Source organism: Mycobacterium sp. SMC-17 (assembly GCF_045310915.1).
Taxonomy (GTDB): Bacteria; Actinomycetota; Actinomycetes; order Mycobacteriales; family Mycobacteriaceae; genus Mycobacterium.
Map to the genome: position 1 here is coordinate 61107 of NZ_JBJIAK010000028.1, position 20891 is coordinate 81997.

At 67.7% G+C, this 20891-nt stretch carries 20 protein-coding genes, 1 tRNA gene and 1 pseudogene; 16 read left to right on the forward strand and 6 right to left on the reverse strand.

The features are described 5' to 3' along the window. Positions 1-148: 148 nt before the first annotated feature. From ACJH7A_RS18420 to ACJH7A_RS18455, 8 genes are all read left to right on the forward strand, one after another. Complete coding sequence (locus ACJH7A_RS18420; RefSeq protein ID WP_318984634.1) at positions 149-754, forward strand: TetR/AcrR family transcriptional regulator; 606 nt, start codon at positions 149-151, stop codon at positions 752-754. Beyond that, the gene (locus tag ACJH7A_RS18425) at positions 751-1950 is read left to right on the forward strand and encodes a cytochrome P450 (RefSeq protein ID WP_406802494.1); all 1200 of its coding nucleotides are present in this window, start codon (positions 751-753) and stop codon (positions 1948-1950) included. The genes ACJH7A_RS18420 and ACJH7A_RS18425 overlap by 4 nt, the downstream gene beginning before the upstream one ends. Further along, positions 1951-2805 carry an SDR family oxidoreductase gene (locus tag ACJH7A_RS18430; RefSeq protein WP_406802495.1) on the forward strand — a complete coding sequence of 285 codons (855 nt, stop codon included), beginning with the start codon at positions 1951-1953 and terminating at the stop codon, positions 2803-2805. Beyond that, a complete protein-coding gene (locus ACJH7A_RS18435) occupies positions 2802-4154 on the forward strand; it encodes a cytochrome P450 (protein ID WP_318984637.1) in 1353 nt (450 codons plus the stop codon). The genes ACJH7A_RS18430 and ACJH7A_RS18435 overlap by 4 nt, the downstream gene beginning before the upstream one ends. After that, a complete protein-coding gene (locus ACJH7A_RS18440; RefSeq protein ID WP_212813545.1) occupies positions 4154-4360 on the forward strand; it encodes a ferredoxin in 207 nt (68 codons plus the stop codon). Before ACJH7A_RS18435 ends, ACJH7A_RS18440 begins: the two co-directional genes overlap by 1 nt. A gap of 17 nt (positions 4361-4377) precedes the next feature. Continuing rightward, positions 4378-4941 carry a nuclear transport factor 2 family protein gene (locus tag ACJH7A_RS18445; protein WP_053854654.1) on the forward strand — a complete coding sequence of 188 codons (564 nt, stop codon included), beginning with the start codon at positions 4378-4380 and terminating at the stop codon, positions 4939-4941. Positions 4942-5034: 93 nt separating this feature from the next. Next, positions 5035-6165 (forward strand): NDMA-dependent alcohol dehydrogenase, encoded by a 1131-nt coding sequence (locus ACJH7A_RS18450; protein WP_406802496.1) that lies wholly within the window; start codon positions 5035-5037, stop codon positions 6163-6165. A gap of 70 nt (positions 6166-6235) precedes the next feature. Further along, positions 6236-6658, forward strand: a complete 423-nt coding sequence (locus tag ACJH7A_RS18455; protein WP_406802497.1) for a nuclear transport factor 2 family protein — start codon at positions 6236-6238, stop codon at positions 6656-6658. Here ACJH7A_RS18455 and ACJH7A_RS18460 read toward each other — a convergent pair. From ACJH7A_RS18460 to ACJH7A_RS18475, 4 genes are read right to left on the reverse strand one after another with little or no spacing between them, the layout of a single operon-like run. Further along, positions 6646-7644 (reverse strand): NAD-dependent epimerase/dehydratase family protein, encoded by a 999-nt coding sequence (locus ACJH7A_RS18460; protein ID WP_406802498.1) that lies wholly within the window; start codon positions 7642-7644, stop codon positions 6646-6648. The two genes, ACJH7A_RS18455 and ACJH7A_RS18460, sit on opposite strands and share 13 nt — an antisense overlap. Next, complete coding sequence (locus tag ACJH7A_RS18465) at positions 7644-8618, reverse strand: SDR family NAD(P)-dependent oxidoreductase (RefSeq protein WP_406802499.1); 975 nt, start codon at positions 8616-8618, stop codon at positions 7644-7646. The genes ACJH7A_RS18460 and ACJH7A_RS18465 overlap by 1 nt, the downstream gene beginning before the upstream one ends. Next, complete coding sequence (locus ACJH7A_RS18470; protein WP_406802500.1) at positions 8618-10855, reverse strand: MMPL family transporter; 2238 nt, start codon at positions 10853-10855, stop codon at positions 8618-8620. Before ACJH7A_RS18470 ends, ACJH7A_RS18465 begins: the two co-directional genes overlap by 1 nt. Then, a complete protein-coding gene (locus ACJH7A_RS18475; RefSeq protein ID WP_406802501.1) occupies positions 10852-12018 on the reverse strand; it encodes a thiolase family protein in 1167 nt (388 codons plus the stop codon). The genes ACJH7A_RS18470 and ACJH7A_RS18475 overlap by 4 nt, the downstream gene beginning before the upstream one ends. A 461-nt stretch (positions 12019-12479) precedes the next feature. Between ACJH7A_RS18475 and ACJH7A_RS18480 the strand changes: the two genes are divergently transcribed. From ACJH7A_RS18480 to ACJH7A_RS18500, 5 genes are read left to right on the forward strand one after another with little or no spacing between them, the layout of a single operon-like run. Beyond that, positions 12480-13103: a PaaI family thioesterase gene (locus tag ACJH7A_RS18480; protein WP_406802502.1), complete on the forward strand. Its 624-nt coding sequence runs from the start codon at positions 12480-12482 to the stop codon at positions 13101-13103. Then, complete coding sequence (locus tag ACJH7A_RS18485; RefSeq protein WP_406802503.1) at positions 13104-14018, forward strand: SDR family NAD(P)-dependent oxidoreductase; 915 nt, start codon at positions 13104-13106, stop codon at positions 14016-14018. Positions 14019-14033: 15 nt separating this feature from the next. Further along, positions 14034-15395, forward strand: coding sequence for a cytochrome P450 (locus ACJH7A_RS18490; RefSeq protein WP_318984645.1), 1362 nt, complete (start codon positions 14034-14036; stop codon positions 15393-15395). 9 nt (positions 15396-15404) lie between these two features. Continuing rightward, a complete protein-coding gene (locus ACJH7A_RS18495) occupies positions 15405-16382 on the forward strand; it encodes an enoyl-CoA hydratase/isomerase family protein (RefSeq protein ID WP_318984646.1) in 978 nt (325 codons plus the stop codon). Between the two features lie 9 nt (positions 16383-16391). Continuing rightward, the gene (locus tag ACJH7A_RS18500; protein ID WP_212808180.1) at positions 16392-16796 is read left to right on the forward strand and encodes an HIT family protein; all 405 of its coding nucleotides are present in this window, start codon (positions 16392-16394) and stop codon (positions 16794-16796) included. On the opposite strand, the gene ACJH7A_RS18505 is transcribed toward ACJH7A_RS18500, so the two are convergent. Together ACJH7A_RS18505 and ACJH7A_RS18510 are read right to left on the reverse strand one after the other, a co-directional pair. After that, the gene (locus tag ACJH7A_RS18505; RefSeq protein ID WP_318984647.1) at positions 16743-18275 is read right to left on the reverse strand and encodes a HAMP domain-containing sensor histidine kinase; all 1533 of its coding nucleotides are present in this window, start codon (positions 18273-18275) and stop codon (positions 16743-16745) included. The two genes, ACJH7A_RS18500 and ACJH7A_RS18505, sit on opposite strands and share 54 nt — an antisense overlap. 99 nt (positions 18276-18374) lie before the next feature. Beyond that, positions 18375-19094, reverse strand: coding sequence for a response regulator transcription factor (locus tag ACJH7A_RS18510; protein WP_020098732.1), 720 nt, complete (start codon positions 19092-19094; stop codon positions 18375-18377). Between the two features lie 131 nt (positions 19095-19225). Between ACJH7A_RS18510 and ACJH7A_RS18515 the strand changes: the two genes are divergently transcribed. The 3 genes and pseudogenes from ACJH7A_RS18515 to ACJH7A_RS18525 all read left to right on the forward strand — a co-directional run. Next, positions 19226-20530, forward strand: a complete 1305-nt coding sequence (locus tag ACJH7A_RS18515) for a hypothetical protein (protein ID WP_406802504.1) — start codon at positions 19226-19228, stop codon at positions 20528-20530. Between the two features lie 48 nt (positions 20531-20578). Then, positions 20579-20650 (forward strand) — tRNA-Thr (locus ACJH7A_RS18520). A 46-nt stretch (positions 20651-20696) separates the two neighbouring features. Beyond that, positions 20697-20813 (forward strand): annotated as a pseudogene (locus ACJH7A_RS18525) (HNH endonuclease); the annotation flags it as partial. Positions 20814-20891 lie beyond the last annotated feature (78 nt).

Here is a 20891-nt window from a genome sequence, read left to right on the forward strand (position 1 = left end):
AACGTTGGTCGAACCATAACCCCACGCGGCCTCGAGTAGCAAGGGTCCAGCGGGATCAGCAACCGCAAGCACGACATAAATGCCTGTTTATCAGGCTCTTTGTGGGCGGTTCTTGCTTCAACGCCGCGCCATCGGCTAACTTGGACATGTGTCCAGCGATGCAGTGGCCGCCCTCACAAGCACCGGCCAAGATGCGGACGACCAGCCGCGCAACCGCCGCCAGGAGGAAACCTTCCAGAAGGTCCTGGCGGCCGGTCGCGAAATGCTGCGGGAGTCGTCCTACGCCGACCTGACGGTGCGGGCCGTCGCGGCGCGCGCCAAGGTCGCACCGGCTACCGCCTACACCTACTTCTCGTCCAAGAACCACCTCATCGCCGAGGTGTACCTGGACATGGTTCGGCAGGTGCCCTACTTCACCGACGTCAACCAGTCGAGGGCCAGCCGTGTCGAACAGGCACTGCGCAGCCTCGCACTCGTGGTCGCCGACGAACCGGGGGTGGCCGCGGCCTGCACGACGGCCCTGCTGTCCGGCGACGACGAGACGGTCCGCAAGGTGCGCGACCGCATCGGTGGCGAAATCCACAAGCGCATCCGCTCGGCCGTCGGCCCCGACGCCGATCCGCGCCTGCTGTCGGCCCTGGAGATGACGTACTTCGGTGCGCTCGTCAACGCCGGCAGCGGCGTCTACACCTATCACCAGATCGCCGACCGGCTGTCCTATGTCGTCGGACTCATCGTGGGAGACAACGCATGACAGCCAATGTGGAACTGCTGATCGACCCGTACAGCTACGACTTCCACGAAGATCCGTACCCGTACTACCGGCGCCTGCGGGACGAGGCGCCGATCTACCGGAACGACAAGCTCAATTTCTGGGCCCTGTCCCGCCACGAGGATGTGCTGCGCGGTTTCCGGAACAGCACCGCCCTGTCCAACAAGCACGGCGTCTCGCTGGATCCGATATCCCGCAACGACGAAGCCCACCGCGTGATGTCCTTTCTGGCCCTTGACGATCCGGCGCACCTGCGGCTGCGCACCCTGGTCTCCAAGGGCTTCACCCCGCGGCGCATCCGTGAGCTGGAGGGCCGGGTCACCGAGATCGCCGTCCAGCATCTCGACGAGGCGTTGCAGAACAACACCTTCGACTACGTCGACGATTTCGCCGGCAAGCTGCCGATGGACGTGATCAGCGAGCTGATGGGCGTCCCGCAAGAAGACCGCGTGCGCATCCGCGCACTGGCCGACGGCGTGATGCACCGCGAGGACGGGACGGCCGACGTCCCGGCGTCTGCCATGGCCGCATCGGGTGAGCTGCTGATGTACTACGCCGACATGGTCAAGCAGCGCCGCAAGAATCAGTCCGACGACCTCACCTCGGCGCTGGTGGAGGCCGAGATCGACGGCGACAAGCTCACCGACGACGAGATCATGGCATTCCTGTTCCTCATGGTCATCGCCGGTAACGAGACGACCACGAAACTGCTTGCCAATGCGGCCTATTGGGGATACCAGAACCCCGACCAGCTGGCTCCGATCTTCGACGACCACGAGCTGATCTCGCCATGGATCGAGGAGACGCTGCGCTACGACACCTCCAGCCAGCTCCTCGCCCGGGCCGTCGTGGAGGACCTCGAGTTCTACGGCACCACCGTCCCCGCCGGTGACGTACTGATTCTGCTGGCCGGCTCGGCCAACCGCGACGAGCGGGTGTTCGAGGCGCCCGACGAGTACCGCATCGGCCGTGACATCGGTTCGAAGCTCGTGAGTTTCGGCAGCGGCGCACACTTCTGCCTGGGCGCGCACCTGGCGCGGATGGAAGCCCGGGTGGCCCTCACCGAACTGTTCAAACGTATCCGCGGCTACGAGGTCGACGAGGACAACTCCGTCCGCGTCCACTCGAGTTCGGTACGCGGATTTGCCCATCTCCCAATAACTGTGAAGGCACGCTAAATGGCCCGTTTCGAACCACACCCCGCCCGCCGGCCCGCCATCGTGGCCGGCGCCTCGTCGGGCATCGGCGCCGCGACGGCGACCGCGCTCGCCGCGCGCGGCTTCCCGGTCGCGCTCGGCGCCCGCCGGGTGGAGAAGTGTCAGGAACTCGTCGACCAGATCAAAGCCGAAGGTGGAGAAGCGGTTGCGCTGCAGCTGGACGTCACCGACACCGCGTCGGTCGAGAGCTTCGTCGCCAAGGCGACGGCCGCGCTCGGCGACATCGAGGTCCTGGTCACCGGCGCCGGCGACACCAATTTCGGCCGGCTGCACGAGATGAGCACCGACGAGTTTGCCGAACAGTTACAGATTCACCTGGTCGGCGCCAACCGGATGGCGCGTGCCGTCCTCGACGGCATGGTCGAGCGCCGCCGCGGTGACCTGATCTTCGTCGGCTCCGACGTGGCGCTGCGCCAGCGCCCGCACATGGGCGCCTACGGCGCCGCGAAGGCCGGGCTGGTCGCGATGGTCACCAACCTCCAGATGGAGCTGGAAGGCACGGGCGTCCGCGCTTCGGTGGTGCACCCCGGCCCGACCATGACGTCCATGGGCTGGAGCCTGCCTGCCGAGAAAATCGGCCCGGCCCTTGAGGATTGGGCCAAGTGGGGCCAGGCCCGGCACAGCTATTTCCTGCGCGCGGGCGACCTGGCCCGTGCCATCACGTTCGTCGCCGAGACCCCGCGCGGCGGGTTCATCGCCAACATGGAACTGCAGCCCGAGGCGCCACTGGCCGAAGCCAAGGAACGTCAGTCGCTCGCGTTGGGCGAGGAAGGAATGCCGGAACCCGCGGACGCGAGGAGCAAGGAAGAAAAATGACGATCACCAAAGAGGTTCAACGGGTTTCGGGTGGCGCCGAGGAGCACGGCCACCTGGAGGAGTTCCGCACCGACCCGATCGGCCTGATGCAACGCGTCCGCGACGAATGCGGTGACGTCGGCTGGTTCCAGCTGGCCGACAAGCAGGTGGTGCTGCTGACCGGCGCCGAGGCCAACGAGTTCTTCTTCCGCTCCAGCGACAGCGAGCTCAACCAGGCCGAGGCCTACCCGTTCATGACCCCGATCTTCGGTGAGGGCGTGGTTTTCGACGCCGACCCGGAACGCCGCGCCGAGATGCTGCACAACACCGCGCTGCGCGGCGAGCAGATGAAGGGCCATGCCGCGACCATCGAGCGCGAGGTCCGGCGGATGACCGAGAACTGGGGCGAATCCGGTGAAATCGACCTGCTGGAGTTCTTCTCCGAGCTCACCATCTACACCTCCACGGCCTGCCTGATCGGCCCGAAGTTCCGGAACCAGCTCGATTCCCGGTTCGCGAACTACTACCACCTGCTCGAGCGTGGCACCGACCCGCTCTGCTACGTCGACCCCTACCTGCCCATCGAGAGCTTCCGCATCCGTGACGAGGCGCGGGCCAACCTGGTGGAGCTCGTGCAGGAGGTCATGAACGGGCGAATCGCCAACCCGCCCACCGACAAGAGCGATCGCGACCTGCTCGACGTCCTGGTCTCCATCAAGGACGAAGAGGGCAACCACCGTTTCAGCGCCAACGAAGTCACCGGCATGTTCATCTCCCTGATGTTCGCCGGGCACCACACCAGCTCGGGCACCTCGTCGTGGACGCTCATCGAACTGCTGCGTCACCCCGACTTCTACGCCAAGGTCCAGCAGGAGCTGGACGACCTCTACGCCGACGGCCAGGAGGTGAGTTTCCATGCGCTGCGCCAGATTCCGAATCTGGACAACGCCCTGAAGGAGACGCTGCGCCTGCACCCGCCGCTGATCATCCTGATGCGCGTCGCGCAGGATGAGTTCGAGGTCGCCGAGCACCCGATCCACAAGGGCCAGATGGTGGCGGCCTCACCGGCGATCTCGAACCGCATCCCCGAGGACTTCCCCGACCCCGACGCCTTCAACCCGAACCGGTACGAGAAGCCGCGTCAGGAAGACCTGCTGAACCGGTGGACCTGGATCCCGTTCGGCGCCGGCAAGCACCGCTGCGTGGGCGCCGCCTTCGCGCAGATGCAGATCAAGGCGATCTTCTCGGTCCTGTTGCGCGAGTACGAGTTCGAGATGGCCCAGCCTCCGGAGAGCTACCAGAACGACCATTCCAAGATGGTCGTCCAACTGGCCCGGCCCGCCACCGTCCGCTACCGGAAGCGCGCCTGATGGGTTCCTACCGCGTCGAGGTCGACCGCGACCTGTGCCAGGGCCACGCCATGTGCTCCCTGGAGGCACCGGACTACTTCAACGTCCCCAAGCGCGGCACCGTCGAGATCCTCGACGAGACCCCGCCCGACGACGCGCGCGAGGAGATCGAGCGCGCCGTCGCCGAGTGCCCGACCCAAGCCCTGTTCATTCGCGAAACCAGCTGAAAACAAAGGACAAGACAATGACGTCATTCCCCCGCGAACAACTCGAAGAGTGGGTCGAGCGGTGGCTGCAGGTCAACCGTGACGCCGAGGCGGCCGGCGACTGGAAGCCCATGGCCGACTTCTACACCGACGACGCCACGTACGGCTGGAACATCGGCCCCAAAGAGGACGTCATGTGCCTCGGCAAGGCCGAAATCCGCGACATCGCCCTGGGTTTGGAGATGGAGGGCCTCGAAGGCTGGAAATACCCGTACCAGCGCGTGGTGATCGACGACAAGCAAGGTGAGGTCGTCGGCTTCTGGAAGCAGGTCGTGACCGATCCGGACGACGCCTCGGCCCCCGCGCGCGAGATCTACGGCATCGGCGGCAGCTGGTTCCGGCTGGAGAACGTCGACGGCGAACCGAAGATCGCCTGGCAGCGCGACTTCTTCGACTTCGGCCACGTGCAGAAGCTCTACCTGGACCTGATGACGGCCGGAAAACTGTCGAAGGGCATGCAGCAGCGCATCCAGCGCAGCCTGGCCGGCGAGCAGCTGCCGGGTTACTACCCCCTGGGCGAGGCTCCCGTCCCGATCTGGTGAAAACCGGCCGAGCGGTTATTGGGGGTGGGGTGTGACGAACGTAACTTTTCCCTCTACGCTAACTGAAACAGGTTCTAGTGGAAGGCACGTGCGGTGAAGACAAAAGGTGCTCTCATCTGGGAGTTCAACCAGCCGTGGTCGATCGAGGAGATCGAGATCGGTGACCCCGTCAAGGACGAGGTCAAGATCCAGATGGAAGCCTCGGGCATGTGCCACTCGGACCACCACCTGGTGACCGGCGACATCCCGATGGCCGGTTTCCCGGTGCTCGGCGGCCATGAAGGCGCCGGCATCGTGGTCGAGGTCGGCCCGGGCGTGGACCACATCGCCGTCGGCGACCACGTCGTGCTGTCGTTCATCCCGTCGTGTGGCGAGTGCCCGTCGTGTCAGGCCGGTATGCGCAACCTGTGCGACCTGGGCATGTACCTGTTGACCGGCACCGCGGTGTCCGACGGCACCAACCGCGTGCATGCCGCCGACGGCACGCCGGTGATCCCGATGACCCTGCTGGGCACCTTCAGCCCGTACATGGTGGTGCACAAGAGCTCCGTCGTGAAGATCGACTCCACCATCCCCTTCGAGGTCGCCTGCCTGGTCGGCTGCGGCGTCACCACCGGCTACGGCTCGGCGGTCCGCAGCGGCGACGTCCGCCCCGGTGACGACGTCTGCATCGTCGGCGTCGGCGGCGTCGGCACGGGTGCCCTCCAGGGTGCGCTCAATGCCGGTGCCCGCAACGTGTTCGTCGTGGATCCCGTTGAATTCAAACGGGACAACGCCCTGAAGTTCGGCGCCACGCACGCCTATCCCGACATCTACAGTGCCATGGCAGGCGTCGCGGAGGTCACCGAAGGCCGCATGGCCACCAAGACCATCGTCACCGTCGGTGAGCTGCACGGTGAGGACATCGACAACTACCTCAACATCACCAGCAAGGGCGGCACCTGCGTGGTGACGGCGGTCGCGAACATGGCCAGCCTGGACGTCAAGCTCAACCTGTCGATGCTGACGCTGATGCAGAAGCGCCTGCAGGGCACCATCTTCGGCGGCGGCAACCCGCACCACGACATCCCGTCGCTGCTGGCCATGTACAAGGCCGGCCGCCTCAACCTCGACGACATGGTCACCCGCCAGTACAAGCTGGAGCAGATCAACGAGGGCTACCAGGACATGCTGGAGGGCCGCAACATCCGCGGCGTCATCCGGTACACCGACGCCGACCGCTGAACCCACTTTCGCTGAGTCGGCCTGGGGGACGTCCCAGGCCGACTCGGCGTTGTCCGTAGGAGGAAAACCCTTGTCCGACAGTCCCGTTGTCATCGCCTCGCAGTCGTCGTGGCGATGCGTGCAGAGCCACGACCGCGAGGGCTGGCTGGCCCTGATGGCCGACGACATCGTTGTCGAAGACCCGATCGGCGAGGCCGTCACCAACCCCGACGGCACGGGAGTGAAGGGCAAGGAGGCGCTCGCCGCGTTCTACGACACCAACATCGGCCCGAACCAGCTGACGGTCACGTGCGAGGAGACGTTCCCGTCGAGCTCGCCCGACGAGATCGCCTACATCCTGGTGTTGCGCACCGAATTTCCGAACGGCTTCGTGGCCAGCGTCCGCGGCGTGTTCACCTACAAGGTCAATGCCGAGGGGCTCATCACCAACCTGCGCGGGTACTGGAACCTCGAGGCCATGAAGTTCGAGCAACCGGCCGATCAGGCCAACTGATTGTCGGCGTAGAACCGGGCCGCGCGGCGAATCGCGTTCACCGTCGGCTCCGGTTCCCAGCCCAGCTCCCGCCGCGCCTTGCTGTTGTCGGCCGGTGACGTCATGTGCAGCAGCCGCGTGATGGTGACCAGCGGCGGAATCTTGCCCGGGCGCACCGCGCGCAGCGGCTCCGTGGCGTAGGCACCGGCGTACATCGCGGCCTTGGGCACCCCGAATCGCGGTGGCCGCACACCGGTTTCGTCGGCCGCCGTCTCGAGGATGGTGCGCAGCGGCAGGTAGCTCTCCGAGATGATGTAGCGCTCACCGACGCGGCCGTGCTCGGCGGCCAGCAGCAGCGCCCGGGCGGCGTCCTCGATACCGACCACTTCCGCGGCCGCATCAGCGGCATAGAACCGCATCCGGCCGGCCGCGGTACGCGCCACGATCTCGCCGTGCGGCGTCGGCTGCCAGTCCCGCGGGCCATAGGTGTTCGACACACACATCGCGACGGCCGGCAGCCCCCGCTGCGCCACCGCATCCAGCACGAGTTGCTCTGCGGCACGCCGTGATCGGACGTAGTCGCCACCCTTGTCGGCCCAGTTGAACGGCGTGTCCTCGGTGACGACGGAGCCGTCATCGCTGACGGCGATGGTGCAGATCGTGCTGACGAACACGAACTTGTCGAGGTCGGCGTCCACCGCGACGTCCAGCACCCGCCGCAGTCCGTCGACGTTGGTCCGGAACAACGGCGCCGGGTCCGGCAGCATGGCCCGGGCGTCGACGACGCAGTAGAAGACGACGTCCCGATCGCACATGGCGGCCCGCACCGCGTCGTCGTCGAAAATGTCTCCGTAGCAACGCTCGACGTCGAGATCGTCGATGCCGCGGGTCGAGCTGGTCTCCCGCAGCAGCACCCGGACGTCGTCGCCGCGCTCGACCAGCTGGCGCGTGACGTGCGAGCCGAGGAAGCCACTGGCTCCCATCACCAGTGACTTGCGCGGTGCCATCAGGCGCGCGGCCCGACCGGCCGGCCGAGCAGGCGGTCCGGTTGCGACCACCACGGCGCGGCGTCGGCCTCACCGATCCCGGTGATGTCGTTGGCTTCGACGAAGTATTCGTGCACCCGCGCGGGGTCGACGGCGGGTGCGCGCTTGCCCCATTTGACCGAGAGGAAGCCGCTGTCCCCCATCGACTTCTGGTGCAGCACATAGGGGTACATCGACCGCGCACCGCGGCCGACGGTGACCCCGCCGAACGTCCACGCGATGTACGGGAGCACCCGGCGCCAGTACACCTGGCTGAACGTGCCGCGTTCCCGCAGAATGTTCGTGCCCGGCATCACGCCCGGATCGAAGTACGCCGCGGACATCCCTTCGGGCACCAGCTGCCCCGCCGCGCGCGACAGATAGAACAGGCCGAGCTTGGTGCGCGCGTAGGCCTGGACACCGTCATCGCTGGGCAGGCACTGCTCGGCGAGCGGCTGCCATTCCGCGGTCTTCACCCGCGCCAGCCGCTGGAACAGCGTCTGGCGAATGGTCGGGGACCCGACGATCATGATCCGGGCATCCGCGGCCAGCTGCGGACTGATCCGCGCCAGCAACGCGTGCGGGCCGAAAAGATTGGTGGCGACGGTCAATTCGATACCGTCGGGGCTGAGTTCATGGGCGTCGTTGCGCAGCACCGCGGCGTTGAGCACGACAGTGCTGAGCGGCGGGATGACGCCCTCCGCCACCAGGCGGGCGATCTCCTCGGAAGCGCGACGCACGCTTTCCTGTGAACCCTGGTCGCACACCACGATGTGGGTGGTGCCGGCAGCGGCACGCTCACCGAGCAGCGCCTTGAGTTCCTCGCCCCGCTCGGCGTTCCGGACGGGCAGCACGAAGTGCCAGCCCGGCGTTCCCACGATCCGTTTCGCCAGTCCGAGCCCCAGCCCGGAGGTGGCGCCCGTCAGCAGCAGACTGCGGGTTTCCATCTGATTCATCACCCGACTTCCGCTGGAACCGACGAATTGCTGGACGGTGCCCCCTCATTCAGGCCGATGCGGGCATGCAGCCGCGCCAGCGGAGCGGGCGCCCACCAGTTGGCCTTGCCCAGCAGCACCATGACGGCCGGGAGCAGGATGGTCCGGATCACGATGGCGTCCACCAGGATCGCGACCGCCAGCCCGAACCCGAAGATGCGCAGGAACGACACCTGCGAAGCGATCAGGCCGGCGAACGTGATGGCCATGACGAGCGCCGCGGCGGTGACGATCCGGCCGGTTCCGGCCAGGCCGAGAGCCACCGACTCACGGCCGGCCGCATCGGATTTGTCCGAGGCGAGCCAGAATTCGCGGATGCGGGCGATGATGAACACCTCGTAGTCCATCGACAGTCCAAAGGCGACGCAGAACATCAGCACCGGCATGGTCGACACCAGGGTGCCCACGACCGTGGTCCCCAGCCCGCCGAGATGCCCCTCCTGGAAGATCCACACCAGCGCCCCGAATGTCGCGGTGAGCGACAAGGCGTTGAGCACCAACGCTTTCAGCGGGATGATCACGCTGCCGCTGAGCAGGAACAGCAGGACGAACATCACCACGGCGATCAACCCGAGCATCGTCGGCACCCGGCTCGCGATGGCCTCGACGCCGTCGCGGTTCGACTGCGCGGCGCCCGTGAACAGCGGCGTCATCCCGGCCGGCGGCGGCACGGCGTGCAGCCGGTCCAGCGCTTCGTCGGACGCCGCGCTGAACGGCAGCGTCGTGGTGGTGACGGTCAGGAAGCTGGCGTCTTTCCCGGTGCCGGCTTCGTGCCCGGCTGGCCCGATCGCCCGGCCACCGGCATAGGTGGCACCCGGTCCGGCCGCGGCCACCACGGTCGGCACCTTGGACAGCTCGGCGGCGTAGGCGTCGATGGCGGCGTTGTCACGGGACCCGTTGCCGTGCAACAGCACGATGTGCACCGGCAGACCGGCGTCCTGCGTGAAGTCGCTGCGCATATGGTCGCCCACCTGCCGGGCCGACGATGTGGTCGGCAGGATGCGGTCGTCGGGGAAGCCGAACTTGATGTTGAGGAACGGCAGTCCGACGATCACGAGCGGAATCAGGGTGACGGCGGCGGCGATCCTGGGACGGCGCATCACGGCGTGCGTCCAGGTGTACCACCGTGATTCGGTGAGCGGTCCCCGCTGGCCCGGCTTGCCGATCCGCTTGCCGGCGACGCGGATGGCGGCCGGCGTGATGACGAGCGCCGCGAGTGCGGCCATGGCCACCACCGATACCGCGCCGTACGCGAACGACCGCAGGAAGTACATCGGGAAGACCGCCATGGTCGCCAGGCACAGCGCGACCGTCGCCGCCGAGAACACCACCGTGCGGCCCGCGGTGCGCATGGTGCGCCGCAACGCCTCGTCGGGATGAGAGCCGTCGCCGATCTCTTCGCGGTATCTGCTCACCAACAGCAGCGAGTAGTCGATCGCCAGGGCCAGGCCGAGCGCCACGGCGAGGTTGAGCGCGAACACCGAGACGTCGACGAACTCGGCCAGAACCCGAAGGATTGCAACCGAACCCGAGATCGCGAAGGCCCCGACCGCGAGCGGCACGAGGGCCGCGACCACGCCGCCGAAGACCCACACCAAGACCAGGAACGTCAGCGGCAGCACGATGGCCTCGCTGAGGGTCAGGTCGTGCCGGCTCTGCTCGTTGACGGCGGAGTACACCGCACCGGGACCGCCTGCCGAGATGGTGAGGCCCGGATCGCGTTGCCCGACATAGCGTTCCACCAATGCGGTGGAGGACGCGATGCCGGTGGTCTCGTTGCCGTCCATGAAGGCGATGACCAGGGCCGAGCGCCCATCCTTGCTCACCAGGCCGGCCGCGACCGGATCGGGCGCCTCGAACGGCGACAGCACCCGCGCGACGTGTTCGGTGCCGCGCAGCTCGGTCACCAACCGGTCGACCGCAGCCCGCTGAGGAGCAGCGGTCACCGGCACCCCCGGGTCTCTGGCCTGCACCAGCAGGTTCAGGTTCACGAAGCCGCGATGGAACTCTTCGGTGAGTACCTTGTTGGCGCGGTTCGACTGAGCGTCGGGGTCGGTGAAGCCGCCGGCGCCGAGCAGATCCGCGACGGGCGCGGACAGGATGCCGAAGACCGACATCAGCAGGACGGTGGCGACGAGAATCCGTTTGGGCGCGGCGATCACCGCGCGCGAGATCAGATCGAGCATCGCCCGGGTCACGCAGCCTTCGGGAAGACGTTGAGCACGACGGCGGCACCCAGGCCACCCGCGCTGACGATCGCGCCCGCGCCGATGCCGCCGCCGCGGCGCTGCAGTTCGTTGATCAAGGTGCCGGCCACGCGCGTACCGGAGGCGCCGTACGGGTGGCCGAGTGCCAGGCCGCCGCCGTGCACGTTGAGCCGGTCGCGGCTGATGTTCAGCGAGCGCTCGTAGGCGATGCCGATCGAGGCGTAGGAGTCGTGGACGTAGTACAGGTCGACAGCTTCGGTGCTGACGCCGGCGCCGTCCAGGGCACGCCGGGTGGCGGTGATCGCCGCATCGGTGGCGCGCTCGGGCTCCGAACCGACGACCGACCAGCCGATGATCTCCGCCAGCGGAGTGAGGCCGTGGCGGCTCGCGAAGTCAGGGTCGCAGATCATCATCGCGGCGGCGCCGTCGGTCAGGCCCGTCTGGTTGCCGGGCGTCACCGTGCAGTCCTCGCCGAGGAACGACGTCAGTGCCGAGAGGTTGGTCATGTTGAATTCGCGGCACGGCAGCTCGTCGGCGAAAACCTCTGTGCCGTCGACGCTTACCGCGACTTTCTCGGTGTCCAGGACACCGCCCTCGATGGCGTCCGAGGCCAGCGTGTGCGCCCGCGCGGACCACTCGTCGACCTCTTGACGCGTCAGGCCGTACTGCCGCGCCGTGCCTTCGCCGAGCGTCCGGGCCAGGTCGAGCGCGGGCATCTCGCCGATGCCCGGATGCATCGGGGCGATCTGGGTGTCGGTGATGCCGGTGGCCGCGAAGTGCGGACCGGCCAGCGGCGACGCCGAGGGCGTGTTCAGGCCGCCGGCGATGACGCACTTGCCCATGCCCGCCTTGATGGTCGCGACCGCCTGGTGCATCGCCATCATTCCCGACGCACACCAACCGCCGATCGCGACGGCGGGAGTGTCCAGCGGCAGTCCCATGTCGAGGGCCGAGTAGCGGGCAATACATCCGCCGCCCTGCAGCACCTCACCGAGCACGATGTTGTCGATCAGTTCGGGGTCGACACCCGAGCGGTTGATGACCTCGCGGATCACGGTGCTGGCGAGGTCGAACTCGGAAACGTTGGCCAGTCCACCTACCAGCGAACGCGTGAACGGGGTTCGCGCATACGCAACGACTACGGGATTGGTCAAGGTTCTTGCCCTCCTCGGCAACGACGTCCGCGTACGGCACCGCGCAATCCGCAGACTGCCCAGAACTGTCGTGAGCGCGCGGACATAACGGCATGGCTGTTCTTCGTTGTGCTGATGCCAGCGACTAACGGCAATAGTTTGTAGCACGCGAATCGGACGCGGTCTATATTCCAGAAGCGTAAATATCCACGTCAACAGCGTTAATTATGAATTTAGCGAACTAGTTAGAACTTGTTTCAATATTTGCATATGGCATGGGTCGGTGTAACCCCGGTCACAGTCGGAACGACGTTGGCGCACAACCGATAACACCGTTTCGAACGCCACCCGCCGACGCCATGAATCGGCCCGTTGACCGCGCAGTCAATTCAGTGGAGCCCGTCGCCGTGGCAAACCAGCGGCCGACGTCGCAGCAAACTTTGGGCTCGACAGCATCCGGTAGAACATGTTCTAGTAGCGACATGCTCGACTTCAGCACCGACACCCTCAGCCCGGAGGAAGCGCAGCGCCTCCGTTCCGTATTCGAGCCCCTGACCCAGTCGGTCCGCGAACTGATGGACGCGACCGCCCGCAGCGACGCCGATGCCGACGTCATCGCGGCCGCGAAAGCCGAAATCGATTCGGCCACCGCGCGTTTGCGCTCCAAGCAACTGGAGAAGACGTGGGGCCTGCGCTTCACCACCGAAGGCGAATGGCTGCCGTGGACCAATGCCGTTGTGGGCCTGCGGAACCCGGTCGCGCCGCCGCTGACGGTCGTCCTCGAGGCCACCGACTACGTCTGGTCCGAGTTCTCTCTCGGCGCCGCCTACGAGGGCCCGCCCAACCACGCGCACGGCGGCGTCTGCGCCATGATCCTCGACCACGTGCTGGGTGAGGTGGCGTCGAACGACGGCACCACCCGGTTCACCGGCACCATCAACGTGAAGTACGTGCGACCCACCCCGCTGGGCAAGCTGCGGGCCGAGGCCCGCATCGTGCGCACCGAGGGCTTCAAGGCCTACGGGGTCGCCCACATCGCCGACGACCAGGGCGTCACCATCGAAGCCGAAGGCGTCTTCATCCAGCCCAAGTGGGCCCGCGGCTAGATGGCGCGGTCGACCGGCGCCGAAGACTGGCTCAGCGCCCACATTCCTGACCAGACCGGCCGCACGATCCTGATCACCGGCGCCAACGGCGGCCTCGGTGCCGCCACCGCGCGACACCTGGCGGCCGCCGGCGCCCGGGTCATCCTGGCGTGCCGCCGTCCCGCACAGGCCGAGGCACTGGCCACCGAAATCGGTTCTGCCGCAGAGACTCTGAACCTCGACTTGGCCAGCCTGGACTCCGTCAAGTCCGCGGCGGCATCCTGCGGCCCCGTCGACGCCGTCATCGCGCTGGCCGGCGTCTGTCACGTGCCCTACGGCCTGACCGCCGACGGTTTCGAATTGCACACCGGCATCAACCATCTCGGGCATTTCGCGTTGGTCGGCCGGATCCTGGACCGGATCACCGATCGCGTCGTGGTGGTCACCAGCCGCGCGCACGAGTTCGTCGGGCGGCCGGGATTCGGCCAGCTCATGCCCGCCGATCCGGGCTGGCGTACCCGTCGCTACTCCGCGTTCGACGGGTACTGCCAGGCCAAGCTGGCCAACCTACTGTTCGCCAATGAACTGCAGCGCCGCCTGACAGCCGCCGGCAGCACGGTGAAATCGTTATCCGCACAACCCGGTTGGGCCGACACCGACGCCGGCATGCACTCGGGCCGCAAGTGGGGCGACCTCTCGTGGCGCGCCTCGTGCCGCGCCATCGGCCAGGCGGCCGACGTCGCGGCCCTCTCGATCACCTACGCCGCCGCCGCGGACGACGTTGTCGGCGGCGGCTACTACGGACCCGACCGGTTCTTCGGGATGCGCGGACTACCGGCGCCGGCCAAAGCCGGACGCGCGGCCACCGACCCGGCCCTGATGACCGCGAATTGGGTTGCCGCCGAACACCACACCGGTGTCCGGTACGACATCTGACGACAGGAGCCGACCGTGTCAACCGACGCACCGGACGTCGCCCGGCTGCCCCTCGCCCCCGACGTACCTTTGAGTCTGCGCGAGCGCATCGCCGCGATCCAGGTGGCGCACAGTGGATGTGAGACGTTCCGCGACGCCGGCGGCCCGGTCACCACCGTGCGCATCGCGCCGAAGTGGATGATGCCGCCGATCATCGCCGTCACCTCGCCGCAGGGTGCCCGCGACGTCCTGACCGCCACGTACCCGGCCGTCGACCGTGACTTCCCGTTCATGACCGAACAGCAGAAGCTCAACGGCGGCTCGCTGCTGAACTTCAGCCACAAGGAATGGGTCGGGCGGCGCCGAATGCTGCAACCGGTGTTCACCACCGCGCGCATCGCCGAACTCAACGAGCAGATGTACGACATCGCCACCGACGCCGCGACCTCGTGGCGCGACGGGTCCGAGATCGACCTCGACCAGGAGAGCCGGCGGATCACCATGCGAGTGCTCGGCCGCACCATCATGGGTTTCGAACCGGGTTCGTACACAGACGAATTGGTCGATCCGCTGCGCCGGATCAGCAAGTACATCGCCGACCGGGGCCGCGCGCCGGTGAAGCTGCCGAGCTGGGTCCCGACCCGGGAACGACGCTTCGCGGTCAGGTTCAACAAGGTGGCGCACGACCTCGCCGCGCAGATCCTGCAGGACTGCCGCGCCGATCCGCAGCTGAGCGCGCCCCTGGTCCGAGCCATGATGGAGGCCCGCGACCCCGAGACCGCGGAACCGTTGACCGACGAGGAAATCTGCCACGAGCTCGTCATCTTCCTGGCCTCCGGACTGGAGACCACCGCGACGACGCTCGCCTACGCCCTGTGGGCACTCGGCCGTCATCCTGAGATCTCCGACCGGGTCGCGGCCGAGGTCGCCGCGGTCGACGAGACGGCGCTGCGAACCAATCCGCGCAGCCACCTGCCCTACACCGTCAGCGTCATCCAGGAGGCCCTGCGGCTGGGCGGCCCGACGCCCGCGGTGATGCGCATCGCGCGGCAGGACATGGCCGTCGACGGCTTCCGCGTCGAGGCCGGCAGCATGCTCATGGTCGGCGTCTACGCCATGCATCGTGACCCGCAATTATGGGACCGCCCATTGGAATTCGATCCCGACCGGTTCAGCGGCGGCCGTTCGCGCATGCAGTGGCAGTTCCTGCCGTTCGGCGGTGGGCCGCGGTCGTGCATCGGCGAGTTCTTCGCCCTGACCGCGGCGACCCTGGAGCTCGCGTCGATCGTCCGGCACTGCCGGCTGACGTCGCGCGAAGCGACGTTCCCCATCACCGCGCCGCTCACCATCGTGCCGGACGGGCCCATCCCCGCCCTGGTCCAGACCGTGAACTCCTAGGAAGACGCCGTGCCACGACGAGCCCCGGTACGCACCGCCGAACTCAACCTGGAAACCCTGACGCTGCACCAGGACGGCCGCGTCCTCACCGCGCGGTTCGACGACCCGCCGAACCATTTCCTGTCACTGCGGCTGGTCAAGGACATGGACCGGCTCACGCGTGCCGCGGATCAGGACCCGTCGGTCGGCGCCGTCGTCCTGACCGGCACCGGTGACAAGTTCATCTCGCACTCCGAACCCGAACAGGTCCAACTGTTCTTCCAGATGGCGACGCCGCCACTGCCGTCGCGCGCGGTGACCTGGTCCATCAAGCTGAACAATGCCGCCATGCGGGTGCCCGCCCTGCTCAAGGCCACCGAGACCCGTGGCGGCGACTGGGGCACCGGCATCGTCTACAGCGCCATCCTCAAGCGGACCATCACCCGGATGAACCGGTCGGGCGTCGTCTATATCGCGGCCATCAACGGCACCGCCCTCGGCGGTGGGTTCGAACTCGCGCTGTTCTGCGACCTGCGCATCGCGGCCGACGCCGACCAGGTCCGTATCGGGCTGATCGAGATTCTGGCCGGCCTCGTGCCGGGAGGCGGTGGGAGCCAACGACTTCCGGCCATGCTCGGGATGTCCGCCGCGCTGGAGCACATGCTGGAAGGCCGCCCGCTGACCGCGCGTGAGGCACTCGACGCGGGCATCGTGCACCGGCTCGCCCCTGCCGAGGGATTGCTCGACGACGTCTATGCCACCGCGCAGCGCCTGTCCCGCCGCTCGCCCTACGCCATCGCGGCCGTCAAACGCGCCGTCTACTTCGGCGGCAACAGGTCATTGTCCGGCGCCCTCGACTTCGAGCTCGCGGGATTTGTCGGGACCGGCCGAAATCCGCGAAAGCACTTGACAGCGGACGCTTTTCAGCAGGACTACGAGGCCATCGGCGACAGTCCCTTCGCCAGGGACATCGAGCCCTGGCTGTCGGGCACCCGCGTCGCGCAATAGGCTGGGACCATGCCGTCCGTCTTCACCATGATCATCAACCGCGACCTGCCGGGCCGATTCGTCTACGAGGACGACGACGTCGTCGCGTTCCTGACCATCGAGCCCATGACGCAGGGTCACACCCTGGTCGTGCCCCGGGCCGAGGTGGACAACTGGCAGGACCTGGATCCCGAACTGTTCAACAAGGTGATGGCGGTGTCGCAGAAGATCGGTCGCGCCGTGTGCTCGGCCTTCGACACCGAGCGCGCCGGCGTCATCATCGCCGGGCTCGAGGTGCCACACCTGCACGTGCACGTGTTCCCGGCCCGCAACCTGTCCGACTTCGGGTTCGCCAACGTCGACCGCAACCCGTCGCCGGAATCACTCGACGAGGCTCAGGCCAAGATCATCGCTGCCCTCGCCACCGTCGGCTGATTCGGCCGATTCGGCGCCGTCGGCTGAGTCGGCCGCATCGCCGATACGTGGCAGGCGCACCGTGAATCGGCAGCCCTGGCCCGGCGCGGTGGTCACCGTGACGACGCCGCCGTGCGCCCGCACCAGCGAGTCGACGATCGACAGCCCGAGGCCCGTGCCGCCGCTGGTCCGGGTTCGTGAGGAGTCGGTGCGGTAGAAGCGTTCGAAGATGCGGTGGGCGTCCTCGGCCGACAGGCCGGGGCCCTGATCGCAGACCTCGAGCACCGCGTCGCCGTCGACGGTGCCGACGCGCACCGTGATGCCGCCGGTCTCCGGCGTGTGCTGCACGGCGTTCATCATCAGGTTGCCCAGTACCTGGCGCAGCCGCGCTTCGTCGCCCAGGACCTCCGGCGTGCCGGGCCCGTCCAACAACTCCAGCGACACCGTCCGCCGCGGTGCGATGGACCGCGCGTCGTGCACCGCGTCTGTCGCCAGGATCAGCAGGTCGACGGGCCGCTGCTCCAGTGGCCGCTGCTGGTCCAGCCGCGCGAGCAGCAGCAAGTCCTCGACCAGCAGACCCATGCGCCGGGCCTCGCTCTCGATGCGGCTCATCAGCATCTCGACGTCGCTGGCGGCGCCCTGCCGGTACAGCTCGGCGAATCCGCGGATGGTGGTCAGCGGCGTCCGCAGCTCGTGGCTGGCGTCGGTGATGAAGCGCCGCATGCGCTCCTCGGACGTGCGCGCGGTCTCCGCCGATTGCTCCGACGAGGCCACCGCGTTCTGAATCTGCGCGAGCATTCCGTTGAGCGCCAACGACAATCGTCCGACCTCGGTGCGTGAGTCGCGCTCGGGAACACGGCGGTCGAGCTGCCCCGCCGCGATGTCGGCCGCCGTCCGCTCCACCTCGACGAGGGGCCGCAGGCTGCGGTGCACCGCGACGTACCCGGCGATGCCCAGGATCAACAGCACGGCAGCACCGATGCCGACCTGAGACCACGCCAGTGCCCGCACTGTCGACGCCACGTCGGAGAGGTCGATCGCGACGGTCGTCAACTCCCCGGCCGGGCCGCGCACCGTCATGGCCCGCCATTTCACGTCGGAGTGGTGGATCGAGCCGACCGTCGTCGGGACGGGCCCGACGTCATTGCTGTCCGGCAGCGCCGGTTGCGCGTCGTTGTCGTTGACGGCGATCCACACCCGCCCGTCCGGGTCGATCCCGCGGACATAGAAGTTCGACGGCGGCCGCGCCGGGTTCGGGCCTTCGATGGGCGTGGCCGGGATGCGCCGCGGTTCCTGTGCCCAGCTGCGCGAGGCATCCAGCAGCGTCTCGTCGACGCGGTTGATCAGGCTGTGCTGCATGATCGAGGTGACGGCGAGGCCGGAGGCCAGCAGACCACAGGCCGCGAGCAGCACCATCGCGGCGACCAGCCCCACCCGCAGCGGAATGCCGCGGGTACCGCGCCATCTCCCGTCGCTGCGCTCGCCCAGTCGGCGTGTCATCACTCCATTGTTGGCGATGTCCGCCCAAAAGTGTCTCAGCGCCGTCTGTTCTTCGCGCGAGCGCTCATCGGCGCACTCTGTTCTTCGCGCGAGCGCTCATCACCGCGGCTCGCGGAGCACGTAACCCACACCCCGCAGGGTGTGCAGCAGGCGCTTCTCGCCGGTGTCGATCTTGCGGCGCAGGTACGACACATAGGACTCGACGACGTTCACGTCACCACCGAAGTCGTAGCGCCACACGTGGTCGAGGATCTTCGGCTTCGACAGCACGGTGCCCGCGTTGATGATGAAGTAGCGCAGCAGCGTGAACTCGGTGGGCGACAGCGAAACCGGTTCGCCGGCCTTCCACACCTCGTGGGTGTCCTCGTCGAGCTCGATGTCGGCGAACGTCAGCCGGGCACTGCGCGGCTCTTCGACACCGCGGCCGGTGCGGCGCAGGATCACCCGCAACCGGGCCACGACCTCTTCGAGGCTGAACGGCTTGGTGACGTAGTCGTCGCCGCCGAGCGTCAGGCCCGCCACCTTGTCCTGCAGGCTGTCGCGGGCGGTGAGGAAGAGGGCGGGCGCATCGATGCCGTCGGCGCGCATCCGGCGCAGCACACCGAACCCGTCCATGCCGGGCATCATCACGTCGAGGATCACCGCGTCGGGTTTGACCTCGCGGGCCTTGTCGAGTGCGGCGGGGCCATTGGAGGCGGAGTGCACCTCGAAGCCCTGGAACTTCAGGCTGACCGACAGCAGCTCGACGATGTTCGTCTCGTCGTCGACTACCAGGATCCGCGCTTCGGGGGTCGCCTCAGGAACTGCAGCCATGGCCATGCAGCCATGGTCCTCGCAGGCCTTAAATCCTCCCTGCCTGGTGGCTGTGAAGATACTGTGAGTCGCGCGGCATTTGCCAGACCTCCCGCACCAGGGCACATCAGATGTGACCGGCGCCATACACTTGGCCGATGGATGTGGGTAAAGCCCTGTCAGACCTGGCCGCGGCGCCGATCAAGATCGCCAGCGTCGGCCTCGAGATCGCCGGCGACACCGTCACGGCCGTTCAGCGCGGCCTCAACGGCGGCGGGCCGGCCATCGTCGCCCCGTCCATGAGCCGCATCTTCGGCTTCGACGACGCGCTGAGCCGGGCCGGCCGCCTCACCCGACTGATCGACGACGACGCTCCGCTCGGCCGGGCGCTCGCCCCGGGCGGCGTCCTCGACCGGTTGCTCCGCCCAGGCGGCCTGGTCGATCAGATCAGCCAGGACGGCGGCCTCCTCGACCGCCTGACCGCCGAGGGCGGCGCCGTGACACGGGCTTTGGCACCCGGCGGCGTCATCGACCGGCTGACGCTCGACGGCGGCCTGCTCGACCAGTTGACGTCCGACGACGGCGCGTTGTCCCGCGTGCTCGCCCCGGGCGGCTTCGCCGAACAGGTGCTCGCCCCCGACGGTGTCGTGGACCGGGTGCTCAGTGAGGACGGCATCGCCGCCCGCCTGATCGCCAAGGACGGACCGGCCGACCGCGTCCTCGCCGACGGCGGTGTGGTGGACCGGCTGCTGAGTTCGGGCGGCATCGTCGACCGGCTGCTCGAACCGGGTGGGCCGGCCGACCGCGTCCTCGCCGACGGCGGCGTCGTCGACCGCGTGTTGTCCACCGACGGCATCCTCGACAGGGTGCTCGCCCCGGGTGGGGTGGCCGACCGTGGGCTCGCCGAAGGCGGCGTCGTGGACCAGGTGCTCGCCGACGGCGGCATCGTGGACCGCGTCCTGCGGCCGGAGGGCATCGCCGATCGGTTGGTCGGCGAAGGTGGCATCGCCGATCGCCTGTTGGCCGACAACGGCGTCGTCGACCGCGTGCTGCGCGCCGACGGCATCGCCGACCGCCTCCTCGGCGACGGCGGGCCCGTCGACAAGATGCTCTCCGACGGCGGCCTCGTGGACCGCCTGCTCAGCGAGGGCGGTATCGCCGAACGGCTGCTCGACGAGGGCGGCGCGATCGACGTCCTCACCGCACCCGACGGTGCCCTGATGAAGTTGAACGACGTCGTCGACAACCTCAACCAGCTGGCCCCCGTACTCGCCGGGCTGGCTCCGACCGTCGACAAGCTGTACGACGCGGTGCTGGTGCTCAACGACGCGGTGAATCCGCTGAGCAACATCGCCGGGCGCATCCCACTGAGCCGCCAACGCGGCAAGCGCGCCGCCAAGGCCGCGGCCGCGCGGCAAGCCGTCGAACAGAATGGGCAGGACCAGCCGGGATCCAGCCAGTGACGCTGACGGGTTAGGATTCTGGGCGGTTCGGGCATGCTCGAACCGCATGCCTCCTTAGCTCAGTGGTAGAGCATCTGTCTTGTAAACAGAAGGTCGTCAGTTCAATCCTGACAGGGGGCTCAGATAGCCGTAGCCGCTTGTCGGTGGCCCGTCGTAGTGTCCGCGCATGAGGTCATGCCGTGGTTGTGGCACTCCACTCGTGAGGCGCAGTCAGAAGATCTACTGCAGTAACGCATGCCAGGCATTGGCCCGCAGCGACGCCAGCACGAAACGTTGGCTTGAAAGAGTAATTGTCAATACCTGTGGATTGGTGTTTTTCAGGCGACCTCCGTTCCGGTCGGGGTGGCCGGGTTGTCGGCCG